Source organism: Lacrimispora sphenoides JCM 1415 (assembly GCF_900105615.1).
In the GTDB taxonomy this organism is placed as follows: domain Bacteria; phylum Bacillota; class Clostridia; order Lachnospirales; family Lachnospiraceae; genus Lacrimispora; species Lacrimispora sphenoides.
In genome coordinates this window covers 1,386,893-1,403,443 of record NZ_LT630003.1, presented here as the reverse complement: position 1 = coordinate 1,403,443, position 16,551 = coordinate 1,386,893, and the positions used below count along the sequence as shown (strand labels likewise).

The window sequence follows — 16,551 nt, the reverse complement described above, 5'->3', positions numbered from 1 at the left end:
ACCTTCCCCTGATCAATATAACGTTTTTAGTTTACATTTTTTGTCTTGCCGCTTGCATAGGTCATGGCAAGGGCAATGGCAAGGACTGCACCCTTAATGATGTTCATAGCATAATAAGGCACGGACATCATGATAAGGCCATTCTCCAGCATACCCACAAGAACCGCTCCCGCAAAGGTACCAAAAGCATTGGCTTTTCCGGCGCCCAATACAGAAAACCCGATATAGGCTGCGCATACAGATGGCATTAAGTACGAATCACCTGCTGAAATCTGCGCCGTTCCTACACGTGCTGCCAGACAGATTCCGCCGATTGACGCAAAGACAGCTGACAGAAAGTATGCAAGGATCTTATACTTTGCTACCGGAATTCCGGAAAGCTGGGCTGCCTCAGGATTTCCTCCTACCGCATACATGTATCTGCCGTGTTTGGTGTAATTCAAGAAAAAGTATGCAAACAGTACCACGCAGATCATGATGATGATCAGCCATGGTTCCTTTCCCAATGCCCGGAAGGCTTCGGGAACAAGGCCGGGAGCCTGGGTCCCATCGGCGCGGGTCATACGCTCTGTGATGGCGCCGCCCTTGGAATAGGTCATGGAAACTCCCTGATACATAAACATTACGGAAAGTGCCGCAACCATATCCGGTATCTTGAATTTAACGATCAAAATGCTGTTGATGACTGCAACGCTTAAGCATATGAGCACCGTAAGAATGATGGAAACACCTATATTGATGTTGTGCCATACAAAGCATGTCATAACAAAAACATTGGCAAACTGAGCCGTAGCTCCAATGGAAAGATCCATGCCGTTTACCGCCAGGGCAAACGTAAGACCGATTGCGATGATGGTGGTGATGGATACCGCACGGAGGATCGTGATCATATTAGACTGGGTCAGAAACATGCTCGCTCCCGTATCCTTGCTCCAGTTTCCAAACGTAAACAGGATGAACATGATAAGCATCGTTGCGATGGTACCCCATTTTGTCACAAAATCCCCGACGTTCCTTTTCTTTTTTACCTTCTCTGCCCCAGACATATCATTTACCTCCTGTCGAATAGTAAAGCAGTTCTTTTTCGTTCGTATCTGCTGCATTTAATTCTTTAATGATTTCTCCGTCATACATCACATAGATGCGGTCGCAGATACTTAATATTTCCTGGAATTCGCAGGTGGCATAAATAATACCTTTTCCCCTGGCTGCCAAGCCTTCTATTAACTCATACATATCCTGCTTGGCCCCCACGTCGATCCCTTTGGTCGGCTCGTCAAAAATATAAACCTCTGAATCCTTATTCAGCCATTTACCAACGACAACCTTCTGCTGGTTTCCGCCGGACAGCAGGGCGACAACCTGGTTCTCGGAGGGGGTCTTAATTCCAAGGTCGCGTATCATATTTTTGGCGTCCACTTTTTCCCGTTTCTTGTTTACTACAGAAAGGCGGTTCGTATATTTTTCCATGGCTGCCACAGAGATATTGGAAACTACCGGGTCTGAAATCAGGACACCTTCTTTTCTCCGCTCCTCCGGAACCAGTGCAAGCCCATGTTTCACGGCCTGGGTAGGCCCTTTTGCCTTGATCACTTTTCCGTTTAACTTCATGGTGCCGCCTGACTGCTGGTAAGCGGAGAACAGGGTCTTGCAAAGCTCTGTTTTGCCAGCGCCCACCAAGCCTGCCACGCCGATAATCTCCCCTTTGCAAACGGTCATGTTGATATCTTTTACTTTGCCTTCCCTTTCGGAAAGGTTTTCTATCTCAAGCAACGGCCCGCCGATCTCGCACTTTTTCTTGATGTAATTATCCTCATAGCTACGGCCTAACATATATTCGACAAGAGTATTTACTTCCAGTTCTCTAGAAAGCGGCAGTTCAGTCACCAGTTTACCGTCTCTCATAATGGTAATATTTTCACAAATCTCGTAAAGCTCACTTAACCGGTGGGAAATAAACACAACTCCCACATTCTCTTTCGCTAACTCACGCACCACCCGGAACAATTCCAGTGTCTCGGAATTGGATAGAGGGGCCGTGGGCTCATCCAAAATCAGGAACCGGCACTTTTCAGCCACGCATCTGGCTATGAGTACCATCTGTTTTTGTGCCAGGGTAAGTCCTGATACCTTTTTATTAATATCCACATCTACATTTAATTTCTTTAATACCGTTTCTGCTGCCTGCCTGATCTCTTTCCAGTGCACGATTTGCTTTCGCCCCATTTTATTGACCAGCGTGTTGAACATTACATTCTCAGCCACGGACAGATAGGGAATCAGCGCGGTGTCAACTTCCTGAAATACGATTTCTATCCCAAGATTTTTAGCGTCTTTGGGGCACCGGATTTCCACCGGTTCCCCTCCAACGTAAATTTGTCCTGTATAATGCGTATTGACACCGGCAAGCACTTTCATTAAGGTGGACTTACCTGCGCCATTGGCACCCACAAGCGCATGAATCGTACCACTTTTCAGACCAAAATCAACTCCATCCAAAGCCTTAACTCCAGGAAATTCGATGGATATATCTTTCATTTCAAGTTTTACTTCGGTCATGGCATCTCTTCCTTAATTATGTAATGAATACAGAGCGTTTCTTTAATTTACATATTTGTTCTTGATTGTATCAGTATAAAGAGCGCCCTTAGGATCTTCGGCATCGCCCCATCCATCAATGATGCTGCTCAAATCACTCATGGTTGTCTGAACACCCAGCTGGGTTGTTTCGATGTTGCATGCATTTAAGTTAAAGTAATCCGGTGTTTCTTCTCCCATAAATTTAAGAGCTAAAAGACGGGCATCTACAATACCGATCAGTTTCGGATCAACGGCTGCGGTAGATTTCCACACGTCAGGATTCTTTACCATTAACTGAATGTCATCGTTGGATACGTCAATGGTGTACATTGGGATATCGGTACGTCCTGCATCGTTTAATGCCTGTAATACACCCTTTGCCAGCTCATCGTAGCAGCCCCAGATGGCATCTACGGAACCTTCCGGATATTTGGGAAGAATAGCAGCTGTCTTATTGGTCATATCGCCGCGGGCATTGGCTGAATCAGATGGTGCAATCACTTCCAGAGTCTGGATCTTGCCTTCTGCTTCCAGCTTGGTATAGATTTCGTTACGTCTGTCTAACGGAGGGATTCCAGGGCCCATGAAGGTCTTTAAAACTTTCATTGGGTACTTTCCGCCTTTCGCTTCAAACTCTTTCATCATGTAACCAAGGGAAAGCTCGGCCAGCGCCTGATCGTTCTGAGCGGTAGAAGTCACTCCGGAAAGAAGCTCGCCGCTTGCATCGCCGCCCTTAAATGGCATGGTATCAAAGGTAACAACCTCCATGCCTTTGTCTCTGGCAGGCTTTAACATATCATAGGAATAAGACAGCTGTCCGTGAGATACGATAATTCCCTGATAATCTTTTGCAATAACCTGAGCCACAGTCTCCTGAGCCTTTGCATCATCGCCGTCCGTTACAAAAGTGTCTACGGTCCAGCCAAACTTCTTCCCCTCGGATACACAGCCATCTAAAAACTGCTGGGTATGGTCTCCTGCTGCCAGGTTCCGCACAACGGCGATTTTCTTTCCTGCCAGAGAGCCTGTGGACTGGGCGTTTTCTACCTTCTCCGCTGTAGTCGCCGGTTCCGTCTTAGCTGCTTCCGTCTTTGCTTCTGTGGATGCCGGTGCAGCTGTTGCTGCTGTGCCGCTGCTGCCGCATGCAGTTGTTGACAATACCATTGCTGCCGCAAGCACCATTGCTAACCTCTTTTTCATAAAGTAAACCTCCTTTAAAATATAAAATATAGTTTTCTATTCCGGACACACCCAACCTGTCCTTCCTGTAGAAATTGTAGCATATTGTATCCGGTTTTGCAATATTTTTATTTGATTTTATTTATTTATTTTGTTTTGTACTGTATTTTATTGTGTTTTATGTTGTTTTATGTCCTATTCAGGATGTGTTTTTCATTATTATATATATCGACCCATTTTCTTCCATACAAAATAGTGTTAAACAAATAAAAAGTTTTTGTAATCAAGCTTATCACTGTTTACTTGTGTTTAAAGTAATGTATTCGTTGTTTTTTATCTTACTCCATTCTTCCATAGCCAGTTACACGGCAAAAAAGAGGGAAACAGCAGCCTGCAGGCCAGATCCAGCAAAAGCTGTTTCTAACCGGAAAGGTACTGTTTCCCCCTTTTGCCATTCTATAAGAAAGCCTGAAAAATATCCGTACGGGCTGCATCTTCAGCCTCTCAAAGGTGATTTATGACGTTCTTTAAGGCATTGATAAATATTCTGCCACATCTTCTACTATCAATGAGGCAGTTGCCTGAACCTCAGGATCCCCGCTTCGCAGGGTCGCACCGCCATAATCATTAATCATCTGTAAGTCATTGAAACTGTCGCCAATGGTCCTGATTTCATCAAACCCGCCCCAATACCTGGAGATCCACTTCACAGCCGCCGACTTGTTCACGCCCTTTGCCACGATATCCCCATTCCAGACATTGGCGTATGCGGATATCAAAGGGAACCGCTCGTTCAGCCGGGCACACAGCGTTCGGATCCACTGCAAATCCTGCCTGCGCCTGTGAATCTGGATGATCTCTTTCAGGCTATGGATCTGGTCTATGGAAACCTGCCCGTCACAGGGCTTTTGGGTGGTAGCTCCGGAGCTTGAGAGCACATTCACCTTTCCGTTTCGCATGGATACACCGCTTCCTTCTTCACCCAGACCGTGAAGGTACCATAGCACTTCTCTGGCCGTTTGATCATCTATGGTCCTGCAAAACAGCTCTTTTCCCGTTTCATCTAACAAGAGAGCGCCATTGTTTAATATAAGGGCATCAGGCTTTATCGAATACTTCTCCAAAAACACACGGACTGAAGACTCATTGCGTCCTGTGGCAATGACAAACCGGTTTCCTGCTGCCTGCCAATCACCAACCGCGTTTAAGTTTTTGGCACTGATACAGCCATCTATATATAAGGTCCTGTCAAAGTCACTTACAGCACATTTCATCTATTCCCGTATCTCCTTTCCACGGCAAAATACGCTGACCAGATTCAAATTTGAATCCACGATCGTTAGGTCCGCATCCTTGCCGGGTTCTATGCTGCCCTTCCTGTCATCTGCATGAATATACCGGGCAGGATTTAAGCTGGTCATCCTCATGATATCAAACCAATCCACAGAGGTATGTCTGGCCATGTTCTGAATGGAGCCTATGTAACCTAACTCCAGTTCTCTGACTGCCTGATAATCCTTAGGGTCCATCCATTCCTCCCTGCCGTCATAGTGAGATATCCGTACTTTATCTCCCTCCTTTATAAATTTCATTTTCCTGACATAATGATCAAATTCCGTCCGGGTCTGGGCAAGACCGCTGCAATCCGTAGTCATGATAATGCGTTTGCTGCCTTTGATCCGGAAAGCGATGTCAAAGGCCTCATGAGACACAGTCATACCTGTCTGCTTGGCAAATTCACACATCATATCATCAAAATACAGGGCAGCTCCCGCCACTCCCAGCTCCCGGTGATGGAACCCACGCATTCCGCTGAAGGTATGGGTAAAACCGCCGATGCCGGCATCCTTTATCTCTTTGATCTGGGAAAAGGTGGCTCCGCTGTGGCCGACAGAGGTCTGTATTCCTTTCTCTTTGCAGAATTCCAGTACCTCTCTTGCCCCATCCTGTTCCACCGCAATGGTCATATACCGGCAAAGCTCTTTGTTCCGGAAGCTGTTATAGATGTCCTCCATCACCTTAAGGCTTGGAAGTATGCAGCACTCTTCCCTCTGCATCCCCCGGTAAAGGGGATTGATAAAAGGCCCCTCCAGATGAACTCCTAACATCTCAGCTCCCGGATAATCCGCCTCACAGGCATCATCCGCAGCCTTGATGCAGCGCTCGATTTCCGGAATGGTATCCGCTCCCGTGGTCGCCAAATAAGAAGTAACTCCTGCATAGGGAAGGGTGCGGCACATTTCTTTTAATGCGTCTGCACTCTTCTCAAACCAGAAAGAGCCTGTCGCCCATCCATGGATATGGATATCAATGAATCCGGGCAAAATGACAAAATCAGAAAAATCTTCGTATTGCCCTGTATAATCCTTATGCAGCGCCTTTATTTTCCCATGTTCCATCTCTAAAAATCCGTCAAATTCCTGATTTTCAAGAATTATATGCTTTGAATAAAGTACCATAATCCACCTACCTTAACGTCCAATAATCTTTATTTGCAGCCATCAGGTCATCTAACACCGCTTTTGCCTTGGAAGGGTCCACAACCGTACGGTTCAGCGTCAGCGCCATCAATGCCTTTGTATAATCTTTTTCCAAAAATGCTTCCACAGTCAGAAGCTCATAGGCATACTGGCCTTCCATCAGTCCCTTGTAATAGGGCTTTATGGGCCCAAAGGGATACCCCTTTGCTCCGTCTTTTCCAATGGTTCCTGCCACCTCTACAATTGCCTCCGGTTCAAAATTATCAATGATCCCCTGGTTTTTCACCATCACAATAAATTCCTTATTCAGATCATAGGCAATGGATTCCGCAACCTCCACCATCAGGTTTCCAAACACACTGTTGGTCAGCATTTCCAGTCCATCCATGTTGTCTTTCCCAACAGCCCTGGCGCAAAGTTCAAACACTTCCTTTTCCCTGGAATCCCGGGATTCATCGGCACGGGTGTAATCCGGGTCGCTTTCCTCCACGATTTCATCGGGAAACATGTAATACTGCATATAGGTGGTAGGAATATATTCATCTATTAATCTCATGTATTTGTTCACCCTTACATAGGTATCCAGCCATGATTTTGATCGCTGCTCCGCATTAAAGGGCTTAAAGTCGTGATCTTTTAAATAAGACCGCAGTGTGTCAAAGTAATCCTTTCCCTCCGTGTCCGTAAGCTCCGTAAACCATCCGAAATGATTCAGTCCAAAGTAACGTGCCCGAAGTCTTTCCTGGGGCACTCCAAGAATTTTGGAGTAGCTTTTCATCAAGGAAAAAGGCTGGTCGCACAGGTTTAAAATACGCTTATCATCAGGAAACAGCCTGTCAAGTCCCAATGCCACAATAGCGGCAGGATTGGTATAATTTAAAATCCAGGTGTCCTTAGAATAGGAACGGACCTTTTCCACCATCTCCTTCATGGCTCCCAGAGAACGCATCCCGTAAGCAAATCCGCCTGGACCGCAGGTCTCCTGCCCGACCAGCCCGTAGCGCAGGGGAATCTTTTCATCCAGGGAGCGCATCATTGTCTTTCCTACCCGCATCTGACAGAAGATAAAGTCAACATCCCTGTAAGCTTCATCCTCATCCGTTGTAAATACCACCTCACATTCCGAATAATAGGATTTTAATACCAGACGGTCGTAAGCCTCCATTAATCCCATGCGTTCTTTATCTATATCATAAAAAATAATTTTTGAAAGGGGAAAACGTTCCTTATAATTGACCAGCGTACCCACAAGTGCCGGAACGCGGGCACTCCCCGCTCCGGAAATTGTAATCACATGTTGTTTTCTCATGTTACTCTCCTTGTATTCTTAATCATGAAAGGGAATGCCGCAAATCACAGCCGCATCCCCTTATTTGAATAAATACTGCTTTTTATTCGCCAGCCGCAGCTTCCGTAACGCCGTTTTTCTTTTCTGACTCCAGCTTTTCCTTCAGCTTCTTTGCTCCTATAAGAGCCTTCTGGGCCATCTCCTCTGCAAGCACGCTGCAGAGCCCTGTGTAGTTTGCGGGGTCGATCATGGATTTTAATTCATCTGCCGTAAACATGGAGGCAAGGGTTTCATCCTCAGTCAGCACATGATAATAATCATTTCCTTCCAGCTCCACCATCATGGCTTTTTCATACATGAGTTCATGAGCTCTGTCCTTGCCGATTTTTTCAGCCACATTCATCATTACCAGTTCGCTGTTATCAAGGCCCTGATTTAAATTCACATTTTTAAGCATCCGCTCTTTGTTGATCTGCAGGGTGCGGCTTAGTTCTTCGGCTCTTATAAGGACCTCGGTCGTCAGCTGAAGGCCTTCCTCCATAATTCCTTCAAACAGCATATAGGAGCTGCTGTCCCCTTCAAACATCCGCACTGCAGAATAAAGCCCGACAGAGGGAAGGGAGTAAAGCTTTTGGGAATTAGCGATAATCCCCTTGGCTAACTTGGGATTGATCTTCTGGGGCATGGTGGAGCTGCCGATGGTTCCCGGGGTAAAGGATTCGCTGACCTCAGAAAATTCTTCAACGCCGGTATAATAAACCTCTTCCGCCATTTTGTGAAACGTATTACATAGAAGAGACAGATTCATTAAATATTCCAGTTTCATCTGACTCATGTTCCGGCTGGGCACGTCCATAGAGCCCATACCCAGTTTATGGGCAACCCGATTCTGGATTTTGCGGCCAACAAGACCCGTAGAATTAAAACCTCCTACTGCCCCTCCCATCATGGCTACAAACACCCGTTTCTCGCTTTCCTCCAGCCGTTCCAGAGTGTTCATCAGCTCGCTGATCCAGACGGAAACCTTATATCCATAGGTAATGGGTATGGCATGCCTGCCATGGGTTCTCCCAGCCATGACTGTATCTGCATGGTCTAAAGCCAGCCTGCCCAGATTTTCCAGGATATCTGCAAGAAAGCTTTTGAAAACAGAATTTACCTGCTTTGCGATATAAAGTTGGGAAGTCTGCTGGATGTTCTGGGTCGTAACCCCGTAGTGGACATATTTTCCGCCCTCGTCACTGCAGGCCTTCACCAGCACCTTTACAAAGGGGACAAACCCATGGCCCACCTTTGCCTTGATCCGGTCCATTTCCTCAAGATCCAGATCTTCAAACCGGACCGCCCCAATGTCCTTAGCAGCTTCCATCGGTATGAAGCCTTCCTCTGCCTGGGAAAGAGCCAGGGCAGCCTCCACTTTTAGCCACGTCTCATATTTGAATGTTTCACTTAACAGTCTTTTAATCCCTCTGTCATCCAGTTTACTCTTAGAATCATAGAAAGCTCTCATCGTACACCTCTTATTTCTTCATAGCATCATCTACCGCATGCCGGACAAATTCCACATGAGGCCCAAATACAACGTGAATGTGATCCGTTGACGGGAAGAAGATACCCGCACAGCCAGAATCCTTGATTTTTATCTGATCCACCTTGGTCGGATCTTTTAAGTCCACCCTCAGGCGGGAAATACAGTTTTCCACACTCAGGATATTGTCCTTGCCGCCCAATCCCTTAATAACAACTTCCGCAATTGCCGGCCAGTTCTTTTCCTTCAGAAGAATGCTTGCTGATTCTTCGATTTCAAACCCTTCCCGTCCCGGTGTCTCCAAATTGAATTTAACAATAAACCATTTGAATACCAGGTAGAATACGATGAAGTTTCCAATTCCCAGAAGGATAAGGTTCAGCCAATGTGTATTTTCATACAAAAGTCCAAAAATACCAAAGTCAAAAATCGTGCCGCGGATATAACCAATGGAGATATGAAGCATCTGGTAAGGAATCGATCCAATACCGCTCATAATGCAGTAGAGAATAAACAAAGACGGTGAAATAAACAGGAATGAGAATTCCAGCGGCTCTGTGATATTGCCTAAAAATGCAGTCAGGCAGCAGGTAAGAATTACGCCTTTTGCGATCTTTCTGTTCTTTAAATAAGAGGTTCGGTACATTGCCAGCCCCACAGCCGGTACACGGAATAAAGTTGTTAACATCTGTGCGCCTCCCAGATAACTGGTAAGGGTAGGCATCAGCTGACCCCAGTATTCACTGCTGGGTCCTAAGTTAAAAAGAACTTCATTGGTGGCATTTAAGATTCCAACATATTCGGTTCCATTAATCATATAGGTTCCGCCGGCCTCAGTAAAGCGAACCATGGAGGAAAGAACGTGATGCAAACCAAAAGGAATCAGCGCACGGTTTAATGCATAATAAATGGCATTTCCTATGTACGGTGTTGTAAAGATAAAGGAAATGCTGATAAGGAAATTAGTCAGCAGATTCCAGAACACCGGAATGATCAGACCGATAGGGATCATTGATGCAAACGTAATGATGGGAATGGATTTCTTCCCTCCAAAGAAGGCAAATGCAAGGGGAAGCTCCAGGCGGTAAAACCGGTCTGCTACCTTGGCAGCCACCAAACCTGAAATCAGGCCCCCCAGCGCTTCGATCTTCAGTGTCTGAATACCAAGAACCGTACCCTGCCCCACCTGAGCCGCGACTTCCGGATCAGCCAGAGTTCCCGTCTGTTTCAGATAAATACCCATTACCACGTTCAGTGTTAAATAGCCGACTACTGAAGAAAAGACAGCAATCCCTTTTTCATTTTTTGCCATTCCCTGAGCAACGCCCATGGCAAACAGCAATGGAATATTGTTAAATATAATGCTTGTAATGGTCTGTAAGCTGGATAAAATAAGCTTTAGAACCTGATTTCCCAAAAACGGAAATTTCTCTATCATGTAGGACTGCCCTAACGCACTGCAAATACCCATAACCATACCAATAGGTGCAAGAAGCGCGATTGGCAGAAGGAGAGACCGCCCAAATGTTTGGATGCTGTCTTTCCAGCTAGACTTTTTATTGCTCATATTTTTTCCCTTCCTTTGTTATGACATTGTGTGTTTTAGGCGCCTTTTAAACTGTGTACATTATGGCAGATTCTACGAGTTGCTTCAAGGCAAAAAATTTACATTTTATTGTTGCATTTAGTTGCCCTTAACTTTATAATGAAACCATTATAAGCATAACAGTACTGGAGGTATGTTTCATGGGATTAAGCTACAATGATTTAAGCCTGCTGCGGTATATACAAAAAAGACAGCGCATTTCCCTTTCAAAGGTTGCCCTGCAGTTTCAAAAGGATGAAATATCCATACGCCGGACCATCGAACGGATCAACCTTTTCTCCCGCAAGCCCCTGGTGGAAATACAAAAGGGCTTCTGCCTAAGCCCCTTAAACTACAAAGAATTTGTGGATTTTATCCAGCAGATCAACATGACTGACTATAACAGTTCCTACATCGAGCGGATCCGCATCATGATCGTGACCATTTTTTTCGAAGGTTATGTCAATGCTTCTTCTCTATATGAAAACTGGGGACTTTCCCTGACCACAAAAAAGCAGGATACCGCCCATTTAAGGCAATTCCTGTCCGGGCACGGTCTCAGCCTTGTGACCTTAAAGAAAAAGGGGCTTACCATTGAAGGCGATGAACTTCAGCTTCGGTTTCTTGTTATCGACATCCTTCATCCCTTGTTGGAGTTTACGCCGGAAAACCGGATTGCGGTCCGCAAAGCCAATACTCCCCTGGAAAAACAATGCTACGATCTGGCAAATACCGATCTTCAGTCCGTCTCCCATCAGGCAGTGGAACGGCTGAACTTCTTTTTAACAGAATACAATCTGTCTTTAAACTATCCTTCCAAAAAGTTTCTACTGCTGTTTATCTGTATCATGGAGATCCGGCCTGTTGACGAATCCATGAAATTTTGTTACCGCCTGCCCTTGGCGCCACTAAATATCCGCTTTGTTGATGACATCAAGGAAAACAGGCTGTACAATGTGGCCTTCAGCATGATGAACTTTTCCCGCAGTCTGGATTTCCCTTTTGACAAGCGGCTGTGGTATACCACCGAGCAATTTACGGAGCAGGTGGTGAGTCATTTAAAGCACCCTTTTACCATCCAGGAAGAATTCATCAATGAGCTTTACAACTATCTATACCGGGAAATCACCCTGGATCACTTTCATTGCACGTTTGTGGACAAGACCGTAGAAAATACGAAAGAACAGTTTTCAGACCTGTATGATACTGTCAGAAAGTACGAGGTGTACTTTAAAGCTTCCTATAATTTTTCTTTCATGGATGAGCATCTTTCTACCCTGACCCTGCTGGTGCAAAAGCACATCCTCCGCAACCGTACCATAAACCGTCAGTATAAGAAAATTGTTGTGATGACCAGCATCAACTTTGAACGGGTCAGTTTTTTCCTGGAACAAATTAAGGAATACGTGGAACTGCAGTGGATGGGGACCTTAAACATCAACGAAATCCACAGACTGAAAGACTTGGATTATGATTATATCTTTTGCTTTTCATCCCGGATTTTTAATATCCTTCATGCTCATAACCTTCCTGTCATCCGCATGAATTTCTTTGTAGACAACAGTGATATGAAAACCCTTCTGGCAAACGGCTTTTCTACACGGAAGCACCGATTCCTGACCACCAGCTTTGTGTCGGAAATCGGAGGAAAAAGCGAATCTGAAATAGAAGCATATTTGAAAGAAAATTACGGAGATTATTTTGTGTGAGAAATCGAAACAAGTATAATTCCTAATGAAAAACAACTAAAAAAGCACCTGACTTTGTCTATGATAAATTTTGTAAAATCATTATCATAGACAAAGCGGTGCTTTTAGAATCCTAAAGCAATTCCTCTATTGACTCTCCAATCATATCCTGAGCTTTTTGCAAACCGAAATTATCCAACACCGTTGCTCCGATCACTGCAAATGTATTCTGTTCCTTTAATTCTTCGCAGTTGGCATAAGAAGCCGAATAGGCCAGGAAAGGCACCTGTTCCTTTGTATGGTCGCTTCCCTTAAAGGTGGGATCATTGCCATGGTCTGCCGTAATCAGAAGCAGATCATCATCATTTAGAAGCGGTAAAAGCTCTCCCAGCTTTTCATCAAACCGTTCTAATTCAGCTCCGTAGCCAATCGGATCCCGGCGGTGTCCCCACAGGGCATCAAAATCAACCAGGTTCACGAAGCATAGACCGTTAAATTCTCTTTTCGCGATCTCTATGGTCTGTTCCATGCCATGAACACTGCTTTGGGATTTATTGCCTTCTGTAAGCCCTTCGCCATCGAAAATATCATAGATCTTTCCTACGCTGATCACATCCAGGCCTGCATCCTTTAATACATTAAGAGCAGTGGTTCCAAAAGGCTTTAAGGCATAATCATGGCGGTTTGGAGTTCTTTTAAACTCGCCTTTCTTCCTGCCGACATAAGGTCTTGCAATGACCCTGCCTACCTTCCATTCATCCCTTAAGGTAAGCTCTCTTGCAATCTCACAGCAGCGGTAAAGCTCCTGCAAGCCAAAGGTCTCCTCATTGGCACAGATCTGTAACACGGAATCTGCAGAAGTGTAAACGATCATGTCCCCGGTAGCAATCTGATGCTCTCCCAGTTCATCCATGATTTCCGTACCGCTGGCGGATTTATTTCCGACAATCTTGTGTCCGGTGCGTTTTTCCAGTTCATCAAGCAGTTCTTTTGGAAAACCTGTTTCCGTAAACGTTTGGAAAGGCTTTGTAATGTAAAGTCCCATCATTTCCCAATGACCTGTCATGGTGTCCTTTCCCACACTGGCTTCATTAAGTTTTCCATAATAAGCCTTAGGCTCAGCTACTGGCTTTACATGCTTTAAGGAACGCAGGTTTCCCAAACCAAGCTTTTCCAAATTAGGCAGATTAAGATGATCCACTGCAGCATCAATATGGCCCAGGGTATCGCTGCCCTCATCGCCGTATTCGGCGGCATTGTTCATAGCACCTATTCCTAAAGAATCAATTACAACTACAAATATACGTTTAAATCGTTTCATATTACCTCCCTGCGCTTTGATCGCAACATAAGTCTTATACAGCTTGCAAATAATTGTCTTCCAGGATCATTGAACAGGCTCCGATTACGATTTCCTGAAGCCCTCACCCTTGTCTGCTTTATTATTTTATTCAAACATTCCCTGTCTGACTCATGATATTTAAAATTCGGATCCAGATACACACACCGCCAGCATTGCAATTGGCATAGATCTTTTGAGCATATCTTTCCCCTATATTATACAATTTTGTAGAATTTTTGCAATCTTTTTCTCTGTTTTCTATGAATTTTCCAATTTCTCCTTTCTTTTACTAGGCCTATCGTAATTACTTCTTCGTTGACAAATACCATGGGAAGAATTAAGATGTTTGTAATTATGAGTAATCGGAATTCGTATTAGCTGGGTCTGATGAAGCTCAAATCAGCTAAAGGAGCTACTCCTTATGATGGCCATGATCATTCATTCTGTCAGCTATACCTTTGAGCTGCTGAGCGCTACTCTTGGACATATGTATTTTGGGAACAGAATTGAATCCATTATTTTGCAGGTGAAAATATGAAAATACGCGATGAATACACATGCCCTTTGGAATTGACACATGATATTACGAAAGGCAAGTGGAAACCAATCATTTTATGGCAGCTGGGGAAGGGAGTTATGTCTTTGACCCAGCTTGAAAAAGACATTAAAGGCATTAATCAGAAAATGCTTCTTGAGCATCTGAAAGAGCTTATGGATTACGGAATGATAGGCAAGCATTCTTTTGAAGGATATCCGCTAAAAGTTGAATATTTTTTGACCGAACGCGGCAAAATGCTGTTGGAGGCCGTCACAATCATGCAAAGCATAGGCATTGACATCATGAAAGAAAACAATATGACTGACCTTTTAAAAGAAAACGGGTTTATAAACTGAGCTTACCTACAAAAATGTGTGTAATTTACTGCCTGATTCTTCTGTGCTATAGTTTTCTCATAAACAATCTCAGGAGGAATATAAAATGATGAGGGATGCAGAGAAAACGATCGGCAATTTGATTGACAAGCAGGGAGTTTCCTTAATAAGCTCTTTGGATGATGAGGGATTCCCCAATGCGAAAGCAATGCTGCCGCCAAGAAAACGGGTTGGGATTAAGACCTTTTATTTTACTACAAATACCTCTTCCATTCGTGTCAAGCAATTTCGCAGCAACCCAAAAGCATGTATCTATTTTTGTGACAAACGGTTTTTTCGCGGAGTTATGCTAAAGGGTACAATGGAGGTCTTAGAGGATGCAGCAAGCAAGGAAATGATCTGGCAAGAGGGAGATACCATGTATTATCCAAAAGGAGTTACGGATCCGGATTATTGTGTGCTGAAATTTATTGCCCAGACAGGCAGGTATTATGCTAACTTCAGTTCTGAAAACTTTATGATTGAATAGCCCTTTTAACCCGGGAAATGAATTGCGGACAATAAAGAGTCAACTAAAACTTTAATTTTAGTTGACTCTTTTATTCATATCATTTTTCATTTTCCGTTCAAAACTACCTGAGATCCCCATCTCTTCCCGGTATTTGGCGATAACTCTGCGAGAAAGGCGGCACCCTTTTTCACTAAGTAATTCTGCAAGTTTTGAATCACTATACGGCTTTTCTTTGTTCTCTTCATTCACGAGTTCACGTATTAATTCTTTGACGCCATCCGAATTAATCAAGCTTCCGCCACTCACGGGAACTGACGCAGAAAATAAATTTTTCATCAGAATACAGCCTGCGGGAAACTGAAGATATTTATCCTTAACAGCACGGCTTATGGTGGAGGTACTAACTGACAGCTTTTCTGACATTTGTGTCATGGTACACGGTTTGAGCTTCCCGGAGTACCGGAAAAACTCATCCTGCTCTTCCAATATTGCATTTGTTATTAGGATAATCGTCTTTCGCCTCTGTTCCACTGCATGAATGAGAAATTTCGCCCGCTCCAGCTTCTTCTTAAAGTATTCAAAAAGCTCCTGTTCTTTTACTTCCGCCATCATCTGGAGATAGTAATCATTTAACTGATAGTCGCCGCACCAATTATCATTGATTTCTATATTCCATTTCCCATCCGGGCCCATAGTAACGATAACATCCGGAACAATATATTGCTTTTCGTTCTCTCCAAACCCCTGCAGCGGCCTTGGATTCAATGTACTTATAAGAGCAATATATCTTCTGGCCTGAGCCGATGAAATGTCCAACGCACGGGTGATTGAACTGATCTTCCCCTGAGATATATCTGTTAAATGATTTGTGATCATATTTTTTAGAATTTCATCATCCAATCCCAGAATTTCGATCTGGATTAATAAGCATTCTGCCAGATTCTTTGCGAAAATACCGTATGGCTCCAACTTTTTCAAATCTGATAAACAGCCTTTGATCACCTGTTCATTCACACCGGTTAACTGTGCAATCTCCGGAACTTCCAAATCGATAAACCCATTACGATCCAGGCATTGAATTAAAAAATCAATAACACTTAATTGTTTATCCGTGTAACGTTCTAACTCCAGCTGCTCATAAATATAGGTATAAATATTTTTCGTATTTGAAGCATCAAACTCCTGGCTGCTGCTCTCATTGCCTTCCTCTAAAAAAACTGCAGTATTTTTTAAAGGCTTGCAGTAATTTGACTGATACCACGCTTGATAATCTTCCTGAGTATAAGATTCGGCTCTGGAATTTATTTGTTCCAGTAAAGGATTTTCCATATATTCATGTTCCATATACCGGTTCAGCTCGCAATTGCATAATGCAAGCAATTCCAGTGAAGATATCTGGTTTTGAGATAGCAGCTGACGTTGTTCAACCGTTAATTTATGTTTCATGGCAACCTCCCTTTGCAACCATTGCGTTAGAAATATTATACCACAAGGCAG

General features: G+C 44.1%; 13 protein-coding genes. 3 read left to right on the top strand and 10 right to left on the bottom strand.

Annotated elements, in window-relative coordinates; genetic code table 11:
* Positions 1-26: 26 nt before the first annotated feature.
* The 8 genes from BMX69_RS06195 to BMX69_RS06160 form a co-directional block, all read right to left on the bottom strand.
* A complete protein-coding gene (locus BMX69_RS06195; RefSeq protein ID WP_025232803.1) occupies positions 27-1,046 on the bottom strand; it encodes an ABC transporter permease in 1,020 nt (339 codons plus the stop codon).
* Between the two features lies 1 nt (position 1,047).
* Positions 1,048-2,559, bottom strand: a complete 1,512-nt coding sequence (locus BMX69_RS06190) for a sugar ABC transporter ATP-binding protein (RefSeq protein ID WP_025232802.1) — start codon at positions 2,557-2,559, stop codon at positions 1,048-1,050.
* A gap of 42 nt (positions 2,560-2,601) precedes the next feature.
* Complete coding sequence (locus tag BMX69_RS06185; protein WP_054790585.1) at positions 2,602-3,780, bottom strand: sugar ABC transporter substrate-binding protein; 1,179 nt, start codon at positions 3,778-3,780, stop codon at positions 2,602-2,604.
* A gap of 506 nt (positions 3,781-4,286) precedes the next feature.
* Entirely contained in the window at positions 4,287-5,033 is a 747-nt protein-coding gene (locus BMX69_RS06180; protein WP_100041865.1) for an HAD-IIB family hydrolase, read from the bottom strand.
* Positions 5,034-6,218, bottom strand: coding sequence for an N-acetylglucosamine-6-phosphate deacetylase (gene nagA, locus BMX69_RS06175; protein WP_054790584.1), 1,185 nt, complete (start codon positions 6,216-6,218; stop codon positions 5,034-5,036).
* A 7-nt stretch (positions 6,219-6,225) separates the two neighbouring features.
* Complete coding sequence (locus tag BMX69_RS06170; protein WP_100041864.1) at positions 6,226-7,548, bottom strand: family 4 glycosyl hydrolase; 1,323 nt, start codon at positions 7,546-7,548, stop codon at positions 6,226-6,228.
* Between the two features lie 82 nt (positions 7,549-7,630).
* Positions 7,631-9,037: a class-II fumarase/aspartase family protein gene (locus tag BMX69_RS06165; protein ID WP_100041863.1), complete on the bottom strand. Its 1,407-nt coding sequence runs from the start codon at positions 9,035-9,037 to the stop codon at positions 7,631-7,633.
* Positions 9,038-9,047: 10 nt separating this feature from the next.
* A complete protein-coding gene (locus BMX69_RS06160) occupies positions 9,048-10,622 on the bottom strand; it encodes a PTS transporter subunit EIIC (protein WP_100041862.1) in 1,575 nt (524 codons plus the stop codon).
* A 179-nt stretch (positions 10,623-10,801) separates the two neighbouring features.
* On the opposite strand from BMX69_RS06160, the gene BMX69_RS06155 reads away from it, so the two are divergent.
* A complete protein-coding gene (locus BMX69_RS06155) occupies positions 10,802-12,349 on the top strand; it encodes a helix-turn-helix domain-containing protein (protein WP_100041861.1) in 1,548 nt (515 codons plus the stop codon).
* A gap of 112 nt (positions 12,350-12,461) precedes the next feature.
* On the opposite strand, the gene BMX69_RS06150 is transcribed toward BMX69_RS06155, so the two are convergent.
* Positions 12,462-13,649 carry a phosphopentomutase gene (locus BMX69_RS06150; RefSeq protein WP_025232794.1) on the bottom strand — a complete coding sequence of 396 codons (1,188 nt, stop codon included), beginning with the start codon at positions 13,647-13,649 and terminating at the stop codon, positions 12,462-12,464.
* Between the two features lie 555 nt (positions 13,650-14,204).
* On the opposite strand from BMX69_RS06150, the gene BMX69_RS06145 reads away from it, so the two are divergent.
* The gene (locus BMX69_RS06145) at positions 14,205-14,564 is read left to right on the top strand and encodes a winged helix-turn-helix transcriptional regulator (RefSeq protein WP_100041860.1); all 360 of its coding nucleotides are present in this window, start codon (positions 14,205-14,207) and stop codon (positions 14,562-14,564) included.
* 88 nt (positions 14,565-14,652) lie between these two features.
* On the top strand, positions 14,653-15,072 hold the full coding sequence (locus tag BMX69_RS06140) for a pyridoxamine 5'-phosphate oxidase family protein (protein ID WP_054790616.1): 420 nt from the start codon (positions 14,653-14,655) through the stop codon (positions 15,070-15,072).
* A gap of 57 nt (positions 15,073-15,129) precedes the next feature.
* Here BMX69_RS06140 and rpoN read toward each other — a convergent pair whose 3' ends face one another.
* Positions 15,130-16,500: an RNA polymerase factor sigma-54 gene (gene rpoN, locus BMX69_RS06135; protein ID WP_100041859.1), complete on the bottom strand. Its 1,371-nt coding sequence runs from the start codon at positions 16,498-16,500 to the stop codon at positions 15,130-15,132.
* Positions 16,501-16,551: the final 51 nt, after the last annotated feature.

Coding starts and splice junctions, on each gene's coding strand:
- BMX69_RS06195 (WP_025232803.1), bottom strand. CDS start 1,046: ATGTCTGGGGCAGAGAAGGTAAAAAAGAAAAGGAACGTCGGGGATTTT.
- BMX69_RS06190 (WP_025232802.1), bottom strand. CDS start 2,559: ATGACCGAAGTAAAACTTGAAATGAAAGATATATCCATCGAATTTCCT.
- BMX69_RS06185 (WP_054790585.1), bottom strand. CDS start 3,780: ATGAAAAAGAGGTTAGCAATGGTGCTTGCGGCAGCAATGGTATTGTCA.
- BMX69_RS06180 (WP_100041865.1), bottom strand. CDS start 5,033: ATGAAATGTGCTGTAAGTGACTTTGACAGGACCTTATATATAGATGGC.
- nagA (WP_054790584.1), bottom strand. CDS start 6,218: ATGGTACTTTATTCAAAGCATATAATTCTTGAAAATCAGGAATTTGAC.
- BMX69_RS06170 (WP_100041864.1), bottom strand. CDS start 7,548: ATGAGAAAACAACATGTGATTACAATTTCCGGAGCGGGGAGTGCCCGC.
- BMX69_RS06165 (WP_100041863.1), bottom strand. CDS start 9,037: ATGAGAGCTTTCTATGATTCTAAGAGTAAACTGGATGACAGAGGGATT.
- BMX69_RS06160 (WP_100041862.1), bottom strand. CDS start 10,622: ATGAGCAATAAAAAGTCTAGCTGGAAAGACAGCATCCAAACATTTGGG.
- BMX69_RS06155 (WP_100041861.1), top strand. CDS start 10,802: ATGGGATTAAGCTACAATGATTTAAGCCTGCTGCGGTATATACAAAAA.
- BMX69_RS06150 (WP_025232794.1), bottom strand. CDS start 13,649: ATGAAACGATTTAAACGTATATTTGTAGTTGTAATTGATTCTTTAGGA.
- BMX69_RS06145 (WP_100041860.1), top strand. CDS start 14,205: ATGAAAATACGCGATGAATACACATGCCCTTTGGAATTGACACATGAT.
- BMX69_RS06140 (WP_054790616.1), top strand. CDS start 14,653: ATGAGGGATGCAGAGAAAACGATCGGCAATTTGATTGACAAGCAGGGA.
- rpoN (WP_100041859.1), bottom strand. CDS start 16,500: ATGAAACATAAATTAACGGTTGAACAACGTCAGCTGCTATCTCAAAAC.